Genomic DNA, 14,517 nt, shown 5'->3' on the forward strand with positions numbered 1-14,517 from the left:
CACGACATGTCGACGACCAAGACGCGCGACCTCGCGCGCCCCGCCTCGGCGAAGGCCTCCCCGGCCAAGCCGCGGCGGGGTCTGCGGGGCAGCCCCACCCTCAACTTCTGGCTCTTCACGGGGCCGTTCCTCATCGGTCTGGCGATCTTCGTCTACGCGCCGATCCTCTGGAGCCTCTGGCTCAGCTTCTTCGAGGCCCGCTTCACCGTCACGCCCGACAAGTTCGTCGGCTTCGAGAACTACACGTACATGCTGACGAACGACGACTTCGTCGGCTCGCTCGGCACCTTCACCGCCTTCGCCGTGTTCATCGTCCCCACCACCTGGGCGCTCTCGCTGGGCCTGGCCCTGCTGGTGAACCGGCTGCGCTTCATGCGGGCGTTCTTCCGGTCGGTCTTCTTCATGCCGACCGCCGTCAGCTACGTCGCCGCCTCGATGATCTGGAAGATGTCCATCTTCAGCGGCGTCCGGTTCGGCCTGATGAACACGGTCCTCGGCTGGTTCGGGATCGAGAACATCGCCTGGCTGGCCGACCCCAACCCGCCCTGGTACTGGATGGTCATCGTCAGCGCACGTCTGTGGCTGCAGGCCGGCTTCTACATGATCCTGTTCATCGCGGCGCTGCAGAACATCCCGGGCGAGCTGTACGAAGCCGCCGCCATCGACGGCGCCAAGCCGGGCTGGCAGACCTTCTGGTACATCACGCTGCCCCAGTTGCGCGCCACGTCCACCGCCGTGGTCCTGCTGCTGCTGGTCGCCGCCTACCAGGCCTTCGACGAGTTCTACAACCTCCTGTCGAAGACCACCTGGGGCCGTCCGCCCCTCCTCGAGCTGTACTACAAGGCCCTGGGCGAGAGTCAGGACTACGGCGCCGGCAGTGCGGGCGCGATCATCCTGACCGTGCTGATCTGCGCCGTGACCCTGCTCCAGGGCAAGTTCATGGGCTTCGGAAGGGGGGAGGAGTCCAAGTGACCACCACGATGCCCGAGGTACCCGAGGTACGGGAATCCGCGCCGGTGCCGGACAAGCCCCGCCGCGTCCGGCGCGGCGGCGGCGTGATGAGCTCCACCGGGCTCTACATCGCCACCGGGATCGCCGCCTTCCTCTTCCTGGTGCCGTTCTACCTGCTGGTCCGCAACGCCCTCTCCACCGACGCCGAGATCACCGGAGAGAACTGGAAGTTCTTCCCCACGGACATCCAGTGGGGCAACATCAGCGAACTGTTCACCGACGAGACGGTGCCCTTCACCCAGTCCCTGTGGAACTCGGCGGTGGTGGCCGTCCTGCACACCGTCGGCGTCCTGCTGGTGTGCTCCCTCGCGGGCTACGGTCTGGCCCGCATCCCGTACAAGCACGCCAACAAGGTCTTCTACGCCGTCCTGGGCACCCTGATGGTCCCGACGGCGGTCACCTTCATCCCGAGTTTCGTGCTGGTCTCCTCGCTCGGCTGGGTGGACACCTACCGCGGTCTCATCATCCCGGGGCTGTTCAGTGGTTTCACCTGCTTCCTCTTCCGGCAGTACTTTCTCGGGTTCCCGAAGGAACTGGAGGAGGCCGCGCGCGTGGACGGACTGGGCTACTGGGGTGCCTACTGGCGCATAGTGGTGCCCAACTCTCTGAACTTCTTCGCGGCGATGGCGACCATCACCTTCATCCAGGGGTGGAACTCCTTCCTGTGGCCCCTGGTCATCGGCCAGAGTCCGGAGGCATGGACCGTCCAGGTGGCGCTCTCCAACTACATGACCAACCAGACCGTCGTCTTCCATATGATCTTCATGGCCACGGCCATGTCCATCCTGCCCCTGGTGTTCGTGTTCCTCTTCCTGCAGCGCTGGCTGGTGCAGGGGATCGCACAGACCGGCATCAAGGGCTGACACCCCTTCCCCCAGGACCTGGAGACCCATGTCTTTCCGCACTACCACGGCCGTCGACTACGTCGAGGACGTCGCACCCGGCAGCGGGGCTCTCCCGCCCCGCGCCTGGTACGCGGCCTCCGACGCGGAGGCCCTGTCCCTCAACGGCAGCTGGCGTTTCCGTCTCTCGCCGACCGCCGACGCCGAGGACGACTCCTTCGCCGAGGAGGGCTACGACGCCGGGGCCTGGGCCGAGGTCACGGTCCCGGGGCACTGGGTCCTCCAGGGCGACGGGGCGTTCGGGGCGCCCATTTACACGAATCACCTCTACCCCTTCCCGGTGGACCCGCCGCACGTCCCGACCGAGAACCCGACCGGCGACCATCTGCGGGTCTTCGACCTGCCCGCGGAGTGGCCCGAGGACGGCGACGCCGTGCTGCGCTTCGACGGCGTCGAGTCGTGCGCCCGGGTGTGGCTGAACGGCACGGAGATCGGCGAGTTCAAGGGCTCCCGGCTGGCGCACGAGTTCGCGGTGGCCCCGCTGCTGAAGCCGAGCGGCAACGTGCTCGCGGTCCGGGTCCACCAGTGGTCGGCCGGCTCCTACCTGGAGGACCAGGACCAGTGGTGGCTGCCCGGCATCTTCCGTGACGTCACGCTGCTGCACCGCCCGGCGGGCAGCGTCCGCGACTTCTTCGTGCACGCGTCCTACGACCATGTCACGGGCGAGGGCACCCTGCGTGTCGACTCCGACGTCGACGGCCGGGTGACCGTGCCGGGCCTCGACATCGATGTCGCGACCGGCGAGCCAGTGACGCTCCCGGTGCGGCCGTGGACGGCGGAGACGCCGTATCTGTACGACGGTGTGCTGGCGACCGAGGGTGAGCGGGTGCCGCTGCGCATCGGTTTCCGCACGGTCGTCCTCGAAGACGGTCTGATCAAGGTCAACGGCGTGCCGGTCCTCTTCAAGGGCGTCAACCGGCACGAGTGGCACCCGGAGACGGGCCGCACGCTCGACCTGGAGACCATGCGCGAGGACGTGCTGCTGATGAAGCGGCACAACCTCAACGCGGTCCGTACCTCTCACTACCCGCCGCACCCGGCCTTCCTGGACCTGTGCGACGAGTACGGCCTGTGGGTCATCGACGAGTGCGACCTGGAGACCCACGGCTTCGTCGAGCAGAAGTGGCGGGACAACCCCGTCGACGACGACCGCTGGACCCCTGCGCTGCTGGACCGCGCGGCCCGCATGGTCGAGCGGGACAAGAACCACCCGTCGGTCGTCTTCTGGTCGCTGGGCAACGAGGCCGGCACCGGCCGCGGGCTGACCGCGATGGCCGAGTGGATCCACGGCCGGGACTCCTCCCGCCTGGTGCACTACGAGGGCGACTGGGACTGCCGGGACACGGACGTGTACTCGCGGATGTACGCCTTCCACGGCGAGGTCGAGCAGATCGGCCGGCACCTGGACGGCGGCACGCTGGGGCGTCGCGAACTCCCCTTCATCCAGTGCGAGTACGCGCACGCCATGGGCAACGGCCCTGGCGGACTCGCCGACTACCAGCAGCTGTTCGAGAAGTACGAGCGTCTCCAGGGCGGCTTCGTCTGGGAGTGGATCGACCACGGCGTCAAGCACCCCGAGCTGGGGTACGCCTACGGCGGCGACTTCGGCGAGGAGCTGCACGACGGCAACTTCGTCTGCGACGGGCTGATCTTCCCCGACCGGCGGCCCTCCCCCGGCCTGGTCGAGTACAAGAAGGTCATCGAGCCGGTCCGTATCGAGGGCGACGGCACGGACGGCACCGTCCGGATCACCAACCGGCACGACTTCGCCGACCTGTCCGCGCTCGCCTTCGAGTGGTCGTACCAGGTCGACGGCGAGACGGTCGAGGCCGGCACGCTGGCGGTGCCGGCGCTGGCGGCCGGCGAGAGTGCCGACGTGAAGCTGCCGGCACCGCCGGCGGACGCGCGCGGGGCGGAGACGGGGTGGACGGTCCGGGCGCTGCTCGCGGCCGACACCTCGTGGGCTTCGAAGGACCACGTCGTGGCCTGGGGCCAGTTCCCGGCCGCGGCGCGCACCGCGCCGACCGTAGCGGCCACCGACCGGCCGGCTCTCGGCGAGAAGCTGATCACCCTCGGCCCGGCGTCCTTCGACGCCCGCACCGGTGCCCTGCGGACCATCGGCACGGTGTCCGTGCGGAACCCGCGCCTGGACGTGTGGCGGGCGCCGACCGACAACGACGACGGCACGGAGTGGCAGACCGGCATCCACTACACGGCGTTGTGGCGCGAGCTGGGCCTGCACCGGATGCAGCACCGCCTGGACTCGGTGGAGGCGGGCGAGGACGCGCTGACGGTACGGACCCGGGTGGCGCCCGCCGCGCGCGAGGTGGGCCTGGCCACGGTGTACCGCTGGACCTCGGACGGTGACCGGCTGCGGCTGACCGTGTCGGTGACGCCCGAGGGTGAGTGGACGGTGCCGCTGCCCCGGCTCGGCGTCCGGCTCGGGCTGTCCGGCGCGGACCAGGTGCAGTGGTTCGGGGGCGGCCCCGGCGAGGCGTATCCCGACAGCCGCAAGGCGTCGATGCTCGGCCGCTGGCGGTCCACCGTGGACGAACTCCAGACCCCCTACGTCCGCCCCCAGGAGAACGGCGCCCGTGCCGACGTCCGCTGGGTGGAACTCGGCGGTCTGCGGATCGAGGGCGACCCGGAGTTCTGGTTCGGCGCCCGCCGCTGGACGACCGAGCAGCTGGACGCGGCCTCGCACCTCACCGACCTCACGGCCGGCACCGCGTCCGACGGCGGCTCCGCCACGGGGGTGTGGGTCAACCTCGACCACGGCCACCACGGCGTCGGTACGCAGTCGTGCGGTCCGGGCCCGCTGCCGCAGTACGTCCTGCGGGCCGAGCCGGCGGAGTTCTCCTTCGTCTTCTCGGCCATCGGTTAGTCCAACTCCGTGATCAATTAGTCCATTGACCGATTGATCGACATTCTGCGACGGTCGTGAGGTGCCCGCGGCCGGTCGGCGTTCCCCGCCGACCGGCCGCAACTCACGTCCGGAGCAAGGGAGTCGACTGCGTGAGCGGAAGTATCGAGGTGCGCGGCCTGTCCCGCACCTTCCACACCACCGTCCGCCGCCCGGGATTCACCGGCGCCCTGCGCTCCCTGGTCAACCCGGAGCGCGTCGCCAAACACGCCGTCCTCGACGTCACCTTCGACGTCGGGCAGGGCGAACTCCTCGCCCTGCTCGGCCCGAACGGCGCCGGCAAGTCCACCATCATCAAGGTGCTCACCGGCATCCTCACGCCCACCGCGGGCGAGGTCCGGGTCGCCGGTGTGGTGCCCTACCTGGAGCGTGAGCGCAACGCCCGCGGCATCGGGGCGGTGTTCGGGCAGCGCACCCAGCTGTGGTGGGACCTTCCGGTGCGTGAGTCCTTCGCGATCCTCCGGGACATCTACGAGGTGCCGAAGGGCGAACACGCGGCCCGGCTGAAGGAGTTCGACGATCTCCTCGACCTGTCGTCGTTCTGGGACACCCGGGTGCGGCACCTCTCCCTGGGCCAGCGCGTCCGCAGCGACCTCGCGGCGGCCCTGCTGCACGACCCGCAGGTCGTCTTCCTCGACGAGCCGACCATCGGCATGGACGTGGTGGTCAAGGAGCAGGTGCGGGAGTTCCTCCGCCATCAGGTGGAGCAGCGCGGCCGGACGGTCCTGCTGACCACGCACGACATGACGGAGGTCGAGCGGCTCGCCGAACGGGTCGTCCTGATCAACCACGGCCGGCTGGTCCTGGACGGCGGCCTGGACGAGATCCGGCGCCGCTTCGGCTCGACCTGGCAGGTGCGGGCCACCCTCGCCGACCCGCACACCCAGGTCGTGGCGCTGCCGGGGATCGCGGTGCTGCGGCACGAGGGCGCCCGGGTCGTGTTCGGTCCCGAGGCACCCGACGGAGCGGACTCACCCACCGTCCACCAGGCCCTCAAGGCGGTCATCGAGCACTACGAGGTGACGGACATCGCCCTCGACGAGGCCGACCTGGAGGATGTCATGCGGGCCGCCTACGTCCAGGCCGGGGACGCGTGATGGCCGTCCTCCACGCCTGGCGGACCGCCCGCGTCACCCCGCTCGGCGAGCTGCACACCCCGCCCCGGATGACCGCCGTACTACTGCGGCTGACCGTCCAGGTGGTGCTGGTCGCCTCCCTGTGGCACGGCCTGTACGCGCAGACCGGCACCACCGCCGGACTCGACGTCGACCAGGCGGTGACGTACGGCGTGCTGGCCGTACTGGCCTCCCGGCTCAGGGAGTTGGACCAGTACGCGGGCCGGGACACCGTGCTCCAGCACATGCACTTCGGCACGATCGTCTACTGGTACCTGCGCCCGCTGCCGCCGCAGCGATACCACGCCCTGCGGGCGTTGGGCGAGCAGCTGTACGGCCTGGCGTGGGCGCTCGGCGGATACCTGATGTGTCTCGCCGCCGGAGTGGTCGAGCCGCCCGGATCCGCCGCGGTGGCGGGGGTGTTCGCGCTCAGCCTGCTGCTCGGGCAGCTGGTCCTCTACCACGTCATGCTCCTCCTGGACCAGCTGTGCTTCTGGACCGTGCGCAACAACGCGGCGATGCTGATCCTGATCTTCGCGCAGAACCTGCTGTCCGGGGTGTACGCGCCGCTGTGGTTCTTCCCGGACTGGTTCGTCACGCTGAGCACCTTCCTCCCCTTCCAGGCCACGCTGAGCGTGCCGCTGTCCCTCTACATCGGCCGCATCCCGCTCTCGGACGCGCCCGGACAGCTGGCGATCCAGGCCGCCTGGGTCGTGCTGCTCCACCTGTTCACCCGTTTCCTGTGGCGGCGCGCCGCCCTCCGTGTCATCTCCCAGGGAGGCTGAGGCCCGTGAACGGCGTCCGTATCGCCTGGCGCATCACGCGTCTCAACTTCCGTGCCCAGTTGGAGTACCGCACCGAGTTCCTGCTGATGATCGCGATCGGCGCGATCTGGCAGGTGTCGGTGATCGTGTTCGCGACGGTGCTGCTGTCCCGGTTCTCCGGGATGGGCGGCTGGGACAGCTCCGAGGTGCTGCTCATCCCGGCGACCCGGATGCTCGCGCACGGGCTGTTCGTGCTGGTGCTGGGGCGGGTGCACCTGGTCGGCCGGCACATCCAGGAAGGGCGGATCGACACCTATCTGGTGCGACCCATGTCGGTGCACCGCCAGATCCAGCTCGCCTACTTCCCCACCAACGCGATCGGCGACCTGACCGTCGCCGCGGGCCTGATGGTGGGCGCGCTCAGCCGGAGCGACCTGGACTGGACGGCGGGCCGTATCTCGTACCTGGTCGCCGCGATCATCGGCGGCATGCTGCTGGAAGCCGCCCTGTTCACGGCCCTGGCCTGCGCCTCGCTGCGCTTCCCGGCCGCCGACTACTGGGGGCGCTGGCTGGAGGAGCTCCTCGGCACCTTCGGCAGCTACCCGCTGAACGTGCTGCCCAAGGCGGTGGGCGGCTTCCTCACCTTCGGTCTCCCGCTCGCGTTCGTCGCCTACTTCCCGGCCGCCGTCCTCACCGGGCACGGCCACGACACCGGCGTCCCGTACTGGCTGGCGGCGGCCTCACCCCTGCTGGGGGCACTGGCGTACCTGGGGGCGAGGCTGCTGTGGCGGCGGAGCCTGCGGTACTACGCGGGCGTGAACGGCTGACGTCCGGCCGCGCCTCACGCCGCCGGACCGGCCGACGGCACGGCGGCGCCGGACCGCAGGATCGGGGTGAACAGCGCGGCCACCGCGATCAGCACACAGCACCCTCCGGCGACCAGGCCGACGGGTGCGGTGCCGTGGTGTTCGGCGGTCCAGGTCAGGACGGCCGCGCCGATCGGGGCGGCGGCGTACTGGAGGGTCCAGAAGGCGGAGGTGACCCGGCCCAGCAGCGGTTCCGGGGTCACCTCCTGGCGCAGGGACATGGAGCAGGTGCCCGCGATGCCGCCGCAGGCGAGGAAGGCCGCGCCGAGCGCCGCGACGACGGCCACGTCCTGGGCCCAGCCCAGTCCGGCGAACGCGAGCCCGCACACCGCGACCGCGCCGGTCCAGGTCGGGCCGAAGCCGAGCCCGCGGCGGATCCGCGCCACCAGCAGGGCGCCGGTGATGGTGCCGAGGGCGCCGACGGCCATGACGGTGCCGACCGTGCCGTCGTCGTGCCCGAGGTCGTGCTTGACGTGGTAGATGACCAGGTCGGTCATGCCGAGGGTGAGGAAGCTGAAGACGAACAGCAGGGCGGTCAGGGAGCGCAGCACCGGGTGGCCGTAGAGGAAGGTCACGCCGGTGCGCAGGTCCTGCCACAGGCCGGCCGCCCCGGTTCCCTTCGCCGGGATGCCCTCGTCGCCCGAGCGCGGGGCGAACCGTACGAAGAGCAGGCAGGCGGCCGACACCCCGAAGCTGGCCGCGTCGACGCCCACCGCCGCGGCCGGCCCGGTCCAGGCGGCCACCATTCCCGCGCACAGCGGGCCGAGGACGCCGGCCGCGGCGGCGGTCGCGTTCAGCCGGCCGTTGGCCTCGGTGAGCTGTCCGGTGCCGACCAGGCTGCGCACGACGGTGACATAGCCGACGGCGAACAGCATGCCGACGGCCTCGCACAGCGGCAGGACGGCGTAGAGCAGCCAGACCTGCTCGCCGAACAGCCACACCACCGGGATCACGCCGTACAGCACCATGCGCACCAGGTCGCAGGCGATGAGGAGGCGGCGGCGGTCGACCCGGTCGACCAGGGTTCCGGCGAAGACGGCCGCGAGCACCGAGGCGGCTCCGCCGACCGCGGTGAGCAGTCCCATCCGGGCGAGGGAGCCGGTGGCCTGGAGGACCAGCAGGGGCAGGGCGATGAGGGCGAAGGAGTCACCGAGGACGGAGAGGGTCTGCGCGACCCAGAAGATCCCGAAGTTCCGTTGCCGCCACAGCGGACGGCCGCCCTTCGCGGGCGGCGGGTCGGTGGACGGCGTGCCGGGTGCCCGAGGGCCCGGTTCGTCCTCGCGCTGTGCCTCGAACGCCAAGCGGGTCCCTCCCCAGGTCACGGTCCGCGGCAACCCTACGAGGACCCGAGGCGGCCCGCACACGAATATTCACTGGCCCGCGCAGCACCGGGTGGGGGCCGGGACCTCGAAGAGGACGAGGGTGCCGCCCACGGCGGGCAGGGCGATGAGGCCGAGTTCGCCGTGCCGCCACTCGGGCGTACGTGCCCCCATGTCACCAGGCCGGTGTCCGGGGCGGGTCGGCCCGCGGCGCCGGGAATCGTGACCCGGTCGATGGCGGAGGACGTGAGCGGGTCCGCGACCGTCAGGGCGGGCGGCGGACTCGGCGGCGCCGATGCGCCGCCCGCGGAGGATCGGCGCGGGACATGAACGTCGTACGGCCGACGGATGAGCGGCGGTCGGCCTGGACGCGGCAGATCACCTCGTCCCTCACTGTTTCCCCCACCGACCTTGCCGGTCACACTGGTTGCCGCTGAACCTGAACTCCGCTCACCTTCACCACCCGAACCCCCGAAGCTCGATCTTTCGATGCCTCGAACCCCCGATCTCTCGAACCCTCGATGGAGACACCCCCCATGAGAAGACTCATCGGCACCCTCGCTGCCGCCGCGCTGGCCGTGACCGGCCTCGCCGCGACGGGTGCGATGCCCGCGGCGGCGGCCACGACCGGCACGTTCAACGTCCTGACGTACAACGTCGCGGGCCTCCCCGAGGGCCTCAGTTCCGGCAGACCGGCGACCAACACCCCGCTGATCTCCCCGCGGTTGGCGTCGTACGACATCGTGAACGTCCAGGAGGACTTCAACTACCACGCGGCCCTGTACGCGGGGGACAACCACCCGTACCGCACCGCGACAAGTGGCGGAGTGCCGTTCGGTGACGGTCTCAACACCCTTTCGGACCACGCCTTCGAGGACTTCGAGCGGGTGAAGTGGAACGCCTGCACCGGCACCAACTGCCTGACCCCGAAGGGCTTCTCGCTGGCCCGGGTGCGGCTCGCCGAGGGGGTCTTCGTGGACCTCTACAACGTGCACACCAACGCCGACGCCAGTGACGACGCGCTCGCCGCCCGCCGCGCCAACATCGAGCAGCTCTCCGACTTCATCCAGGCGAACTCCGCGGGCAACGCGGTGATCGTGATGGGCGACACGAACACCCGGTACACCCGCTCCGGCGACAACATCCGCACGCTGGTGAGCGAGAACGGCCTGACGGACCCGTGGGTGAAGCTGGTGAAGGGCGGTACGCCCCCGGCGCAGGGCGCGGACGCGCTGGTGTGCCCCACGACGGCGCCGACCGACGACTGCGAGGTCGTCGACAAGGTCCTCTACCGCGGCAGCAAACTGCTGACCCTGGACGCCACCCGCTACCACAACGAGTGGGCGTCCTTCCTCGACTCGGCGGGCGGGAACCTCTCCGACCACTTCCCGCACACGGTCGACTTCTCCTACACCCTCAACTCGTCCCTGAAGGCGAGTGACTTCTTCGGCGGCCCGCACGGCACCGCCTTCAACGACGCGGACGACCTGCCCGCGTCGCCGTCGCCCCGCACGCTGACGCTGCGCGGCGACTCCCGTCTGGACGCCATTTCCCTCACCCATGACGGCGGTACGAAGGTCTCCCACGGCGGCACGGGCGGCACGGCCACCTCGCTGACCCTCGCCACCGGCGAACACCTCACCTCCGTCAAGCTGACGCAGGGTCAGAAAGACGGCCGTACCAGGATCTTCTCGGCGGCGTTCACCACGGACAAGGGCCGCACCCTCTCCTCGGGCACCGCGACCACGAACACCAAGACCTTCACGGCCCCGTCCGGCTGGCAGATAGCCGGCTTCACGGGCCGGGCGGGCGCCGAGATCGACAAGGTGGGAGTGGTGTACGCGCCGATCGGCTGAGGCCGACCGGCCGGGCAGCAGAACCTGGTGGCTCTGCCTAGTGGCTCTAGGCTGTGGGCCAGGGCCACCAGGTCCACGGTGTCGTGTCACGGAGATCCCCCATGCCCAGAGCCGGTCTCACCCCGGACCGCATCACCGCGGCCGCCGCCGATCTCGCCGACGAGGCCGGGTTCGACAACGTGACCCTGTCCGCCCTGGCCCGGCACTTCGGCGTCAAGGACGCGAGCCTGTACTCGCACGTACGAAGCCTCCAGGATCTGCGCGTCCGGGTCGCGCTGCTCGCCGGCGCGGAGATGATCGACCGGATCGCCGCCGCCGTGGCGGGACGCTCGGGGAAGGACGCGCTGGCGGCCTTCGCCGGGTCCTACCGCGCCTACGCCCTCCAGCACCCCGGCCGGTACGCGGCCACGCAGATCCGCGTCGACCCGGCCCTCGTCACGGACTCGACCGCCATGCTCCGCACCGCCGAGATCACCTACGGCATGCTCCGCGCCTACGGCCTCACCGAACCCGACCTCACCGACGCCGTGCGCCTGCTGCGTGCCACCTTCCACGGCTACTGCGCCCTGGAGTCCACCGGCGCCTTCGCCCACCCGCGTGCCGTACAGGCCTCCTGGGACAAGGCGATCGACGCGCTGCACCTCGCCCTCGCACACTGGCCCCGCGAGGAGCGGAGCCAGGGCTAGGGCCAGGCTAGGGAGACCCTGTTTCCCGCCGCCCGCGTGACCACGCCTCGACCTCGGAGTACGAGGGCACCGCACCCCGGACGGACCGGCCCGCCCTGATGTCCCGCACGGCATCGAGGGCCGCGCCCAACGCCGTCCGGTACAGCAGCGAGCCGAGGCTGACGCGGCGTACGCCGAGGTCGGCGAGGTGGGGGACGGTCGGGCCGGTGGGTGAGTAGAGGATGTTGAGGGGGACGTCGAGGCGGCGGACGAGGGCGGCGATCCGCGCGGGGTCGGTCAGGCCGGGGACGAACACGCCGTCGGCGCCCGCCTGTCGGTAGGCGTCGAGGCGGTTGAGGGTCTCCGTGAGGTCTCCGTCGCGCCGCCAGTGCGTGTCGGTGCGGGCGTTCACGAACAGGCCGGGGGCGGCCGACTTCACCGCGGCGATCTTCCGCGCGTGCAGGGCGACGGGCCCCATGCCGTCCTCCAGGTTGATGCCGGCCGTCCCGACCACCGACAGTTCGCGGGCCAGCTCCGCCACCCGCTCCGGGTCGTCGCTGAAGCCGTCCGCCGCGTCGACGGAGAGCAGGAACGGTTCCGTGCCCAGGGTCAGGGCGAGCTGGAGGGTGTGCTCACGGGTCGCCGGTGATCCGTCGGGCAGGCCGACGGCCGCGGCGGTGGCCAGGCTCGTCGTGCCGATCGCCCGGAAGCCCTGCGCGGCGAGGGCCGTCGCGGAGGCGTGGTCCCAGGCGTTGGGGAGCAGCAGGGGCTCCCCGGCGTCGTGGTGGTGCAGGGCGGCGAAGGCGGTCATGTCCGCCACCGTAGGGGCGGGTCGGTTCGGTGGCGGCCGAAGTGTGCGGGCAACAGCCCCGTCGCGGGCACACATCTCCGGCTCATCGACTGGAACGGCACGTTCCAGAGTGCGGACAAGGTCGTGAGCGCGCGGATCACGGGTGACATCGCAGTACGGAAGGACGGGACGCTGAGCTGGGCGTACGTGCCCGTCAAGCCGAGCTACGCGAGCGCGCTCACCGGCGCGTCCCCGACCTGGACGACCCTGCGCATCGCCCGGGTCACTCCGTAGGGAACCCCGCCATCCGGCGCATGACCTCCTCGGGCAGCGCCGGATTCTCGGCGGCCGTCACCGCGGTGGCGGTGTCCCGCAGCAGGCGGACCAGTACGCGGACCGGCAGCCGGGGGTCGACGGCCGCCGCATGGCGCAGGTGTTCGTGCGGGTCATCCAGCATGCGCACCACACACGCGACCGGCAACCGCGGGTCGGTCAGGGCCCGGTAGCGGACCTCCTTGCTCGGGTCCCGGCTGAGCCGCTCCACCAGCTCCGCCGTGGACCGCGGGTCGTCCGGGGCCAGTCGGCGCATTCGCGGGTTCGGGTCGTCGGCGTACCGCAGGAGGTCGTGGCGCGGGAAGTTCGGGTGGCCGCGCGGCCGGTCGGGGGCGGTGAGGCTGCCCGTCCACCACTGCCAGACCCGCATGAGCACGTCCGCCGGCGCGTCGTCGCAGGACTCGGCGAGGAAGAGCTGCACGACCCGGTCCTCGTCGTGGGCGAGGCGGGCGACGACGTCCGGCGGCAGGTGCCGGGCCCGGGCGACGCTCCGGCGGACCAGGGGGTGGGTCGAGGCGGCCAAGCGGCGCATGGCGTCCTCGTCGTGGTGCAGGGCCTGGACCCAGGCGAGTTCGCGGGCGTGTACCCCGGGGTCGAAGTCGATGGGGATGCGGGCGCGTTGTTCCTCGGTGAGATCGCCTCGCAGCGACACGGCGTAGCGCACGGCCGCGTGGGAGTCCTCGGCCAGGAGGGCGACCAGGTCCGGGTCCAGACACGGGTTGGCGGCGAGGGCGACGCGCTCGCCCCACTCGCCGTGCCGTGCCAGGTGGTCGGCGAGGTCGGGCTCCAGACTGAGCGTCTCCAGTTCGGACGTCCTCACCTTCTCGGCCTCGAACACCGAGCGGGGCATCGGGTGTTCGCGGTGGTGCAGCAGCAGGGCGATCCCGCGCACCCGGTCCTCGGGATCGGCCAGCAGCGCCCGGCGTCCCTCGGTGTCCAACCGGGGCCACGCCACCCGGCAGGCCGAGGCCCGCACCCCGGGATCGGCGTCGGCGGCGAGGGAGACCGCGAGGGACGCGGGCAGGTTCACGACGGCGGCCACCTCGGCGCGGACCGCGGCGGACGGATCGGCGGCGAGTCCGCGACAGGTGTCCTCGGTGAGTTCGGCCCGTCGGTCGGCGGCGACGAGGGTCAGGACCCGTCGCTCCCGGGTGTTCGCCGCGCCCTGGATCAGGCGGGACCACTGCTCGGGCGTGAGGTTCAGCTGCATCTCGGCGACGATGGACCGCACGTTCCAGTCCGGGTGGGCCAGCGCCGCGTCCGCCACCTCGGTCGGCAGGGGCCGGAACGTCAGGTAGCGGGACCTGCCGATGAGCCCGACCCGGACGTCCCCGGGGGTGGCCTGGTTCCGGGAGAGCCCGCGCGCCCAGGCGTCAAGCAGTTTCTCGCCGGGGCCCGGGCCACGGAACAGGGACGCCCAGGCGGCTGCCCGCTCCTGCGGGGTCTCCCGGACGGCGACCGCCGCAGCCGCCACGGCCTCCGCCTCCTGCCGCTCGGCGAGTTGTTCCTCGGCGATCAGCCAGACGTCGTACTCCTCGACCGTGGCGGCCACCATGGCGTCCCCGTCGAGCGAGAGCGTGAGGAACTCCGGCTGCCCGGGCCGTTCGCCGAGCACGCCGGCCAGGTCCCAGCCGGCGGTGAGCCGGACCCGGGTCCAGGGCTGTTCCGTGCCGCCGCAGGCTCCTGCGCACGGGCCGCCGCAGGGATCACCGCCGGCTACGGAGATCAGGAAGACGCCGTCCTCGTCGAGGATCCCCGCCTCCGACGCCAGGCGGTGCCACTCCCGGTTGACCGCGTCGACGAGATCGGGCCGGTCCGTGCGCACCCGCACAGTCGGTTCGATCTCGAACCCGACGACGCGCCGCCCCGCGGACCGCGGCGGCAGCACCTCCTCGACCCGCCGGTCGCCGGCGATCTCCAGCCCGGCCCGCCGCAACAGGTCGAACGTCTCGTCTCCGTCACCCGTCATGGGG

At 71.3% G+C, this 14,517-nt stretch carries 13 protein-coding genes; 9 read left to right on the plus strand and 4 right to left on the minus strand.

Features of this window, described 5'->3' with window-relative positions; translation table 11 throughout:
• Positions 1–6: 6 nt before the first annotated feature.
• The 6 genes from ACZ5VD_RS16610 (at position 7) to ACZ5VD_RS16635 (ending at position 7,542) form a co-directional block, all read left to right on the plus strand.
• Positions 7–972 carry a carbohydrate ABC transporter permease gene (locus tag ACZ5VD_RS16610; protein WP_468548041.1) on the plus strand — a complete coding sequence of 322 codons (966 nt, stop codon included), beginning with the start codon at positions 7–9 and terminating at the stop codon, positions 970–972.
• 8 nt (positions 973–980) lie between these two features.
• The gene (locus tag ACZ5VD_RS16615) at positions 981–1,874 is read left to right on the plus strand and encodes a carbohydrate ABC transporter permease (protein WP_468548313.1); all 894 of its coding nucleotides are present in this window, start codon (positions 981–983) and stop codon (positions 1,872–1,874) included.
• A gap of 28 nt (positions 1,875–1,902) precedes the next feature.
• On the plus strand, positions 1,903–4,797 hold the full coding sequence (locus tag ACZ5VD_RS16620; RefSeq protein ID WP_468682557.1) for a glycoside hydrolase family 2 TIM barrel-domain containing protein: 2,895 nt from the start codon (positions 1,903–1,905) through the stop codon (positions 4,795–4,797).
• A gap of 131 nt (positions 4,798–4,928) precedes the next feature.
• On the plus strand, positions 4,929–5,933 hold the full coding sequence (locus tag ACZ5VD_RS16625; protein WP_468548043.1) for an ABC transporter ATP-binding protein: 1,005 nt from the start codon (positions 4,929–4,931) through the stop codon (positions 5,931–5,933).
• Positions 5,933–6,736: an ABC transporter permease gene (locus tag ACZ5VD_RS16630; RefSeq protein ID WP_468682558.1), complete on the plus strand. Its 804-nt coding sequence runs from the start codon at positions 5,933–5,935 to the stop codon at positions 6,734–6,736. Before ACZ5VD_RS16625 ends, ACZ5VD_RS16630 begins: the two co-directional genes overlap by 1 nt.
• 5 nt (positions 6,737–6,741) lie before the next feature.
• Positions 6,742–7,542, plus strand: coding sequence for an ABC transporter permease (locus tag ACZ5VD_RS16635; RefSeq protein ID WP_468548045.1), 801 nt, complete (start codon positions 6,742–6,744; stop codon positions 7,540–7,542).
• A gap of 14 nt (positions 7,543–7,556) precedes the next feature.
• On the opposite strand, the gene ACZ5VD_RS16640 is transcribed toward ACZ5VD_RS16635, so the two are convergent.
• On the minus strand, positions 7,557–8,882 hold the full coding sequence (locus ACZ5VD_RS16640) for an MFS transporter (RefSeq protein ID WP_468682559.1): 1,326 nt from the start codon (positions 8,880–8,882) through the stop codon (positions 7,557–7,559).
• A gap of 69 nt (positions 8,883–8,951) precedes the next feature.
• Complete coding sequence (locus tag ACZ5VD_RS16645) at positions 8,952–9,074, minus strand: hypothetical protein (protein WP_468548047.1); 123 nt, start codon at positions 9,072–9,074, stop codon at positions 8,952–8,954.
• Between the two features lie 362 nt (positions 9,075–9,436).
• Here ACZ5VD_RS16645 and ACZ5VD_RS16650 point away from each other — a divergent pair, with 362 nt between their 5' ends.
• Together ACZ5VD_RS16650 and ACZ5VD_RS16655 are read left to right on the plus strand one after the other, a co-directional pair.
• Positions 9,437–10,756, plus strand: coding sequence for a jacalin-like lectin (locus ACZ5VD_RS16650; RefSeq protein ID WP_468548048.1), 1,320 nt, complete (start codon positions 9,437–9,439; stop codon positions 10,754–10,756).
• A gap of 101 nt (positions 10,757–10,857) precedes the next feature.
• Positions 10,858–11,442: a TetR/AcrR family transcriptional regulator gene (locus ACZ5VD_RS16655; RefSeq protein ID WP_468682560.1), complete on the plus strand. Its 585-nt coding sequence runs from the start codon at positions 10,858–10,860 to the stop codon at positions 11,440–11,442.
• A 7-nt stretch (positions 11,443–11,449) separates the two neighbouring features.
• Here ACZ5VD_RS16655 and ACZ5VD_RS16660 read toward each other — a convergent pair whose 3' ends face one another.
• Entirely contained in the window at positions 11,450–12,232 is a 783-nt protein-coding gene (locus tag ACZ5VD_RS16660) for an isocitrate lyase/PEP mutase family protein (RefSeq protein WP_468682561.1), read from the minus strand.
• 123 nt (positions 12,233–12,355) lie between these two features.
• Here ACZ5VD_RS16660 and ACZ5VD_RS16665 point away from each other — a divergent pair, with 123 nt between their 5' ends.
• Positions 12,356–12,505 (plus strand): hypothetical protein, encoded by a 150-nt coding sequence (locus ACZ5VD_RS16665; RefSeq protein WP_468548051.1) that lies wholly within the window; start codon positions 12,356–12,358, stop codon positions 12,503–12,505.
• Here the strand turns inward: ACZ5VD_RS16665 and ACZ5VD_RS16670 are convergent.
• The gene (locus ACZ5VD_RS16670) at positions 12,495–14,513 is read right to left on the minus strand and encodes a PE-PGRS family protein (RefSeq protein WP_468682562.1); all 2,019 of its coding nucleotides are present in this window, start codon (positions 14,511–14,513) and stop codon (positions 12,495–12,497) included. The two genes, ACZ5VD_RS16665 and ACZ5VD_RS16670, sit on opposite strands and share 11 nt — an antisense overlap.
• Positions 14,514–14,517: the final 4 nt, after the last annotated feature.

The organism is Streptomyces sp. NPDC032822, from assembly GCF_055578825.1.

Excerpts from the sequence above, each read along its gene's own strand:
- ACZ5VD_RS16650 (WP_468548048.1), top strand. The coding sequence starts at position 9,437 with ATGAGAAGACTCATCGGCACCCTCGCTGCCGCCGCGCTGGCCGTGACC.
- ACZ5VD_RS16670 (WP_468682562.1), bottom strand. The coding sequence starts at position 14,513 with ATGACGGGTGACGGAGACGAGACGTTCGACCTGTTGCGGCGGGCCGGG.
- ACZ5VD_RS16655 (WP_468682560.1), top strand. The coding sequence starts at position 10,858 with ATGCCCAGAGCCGGTCTCACCCCGGACCGCATCACCGCGGCCGCCGCC.
- ACZ5VD_RS16630 (WP_468682558.1), top strand. The coding sequence starts at position 5,933 with ATGGCCGTCCTCCACGCCTGGCGGACCGCCCGCGTCACCCCGCTCGGC.
- ACZ5VD_RS16620 (WP_468682557.1), top strand. The coding sequence starts at position 1,903 with ATGTCTTTCCGCACTACCACGGCCGTCGACTACGTCGAGGACGTCGCA.
- ACZ5VD_RS16615 (WP_468548313.1), top strand. The coding sequence starts at position 981 with ATGCCCGAGGTACCCGAGGTACGGGAATCCGCGCCGGTGCCGGACAAG.
- ACZ5VD_RS16660 (WP_468682561.1), bottom strand. The coding sequence starts at position 12,232 with ATGACCGCCTTCGCCGCCCTGCACCACCACGACGCCGGGGAGCCCCTG.
- ACZ5VD_RS16610 (WP_468548041.1), top strand. The coding sequence starts at position 7 with ATGTCGACGACCAAGACGCGCGACCTCGCGCGCCCCGCCTCGGCGAAG.
- ACZ5VD_RS16645 (WP_468548047.1), bottom strand. The coding sequence starts at position 9,074 with ATGGGGGCACGTACGCCCGAGTGGCGGCACGGCGAACTCGGCCTCATC.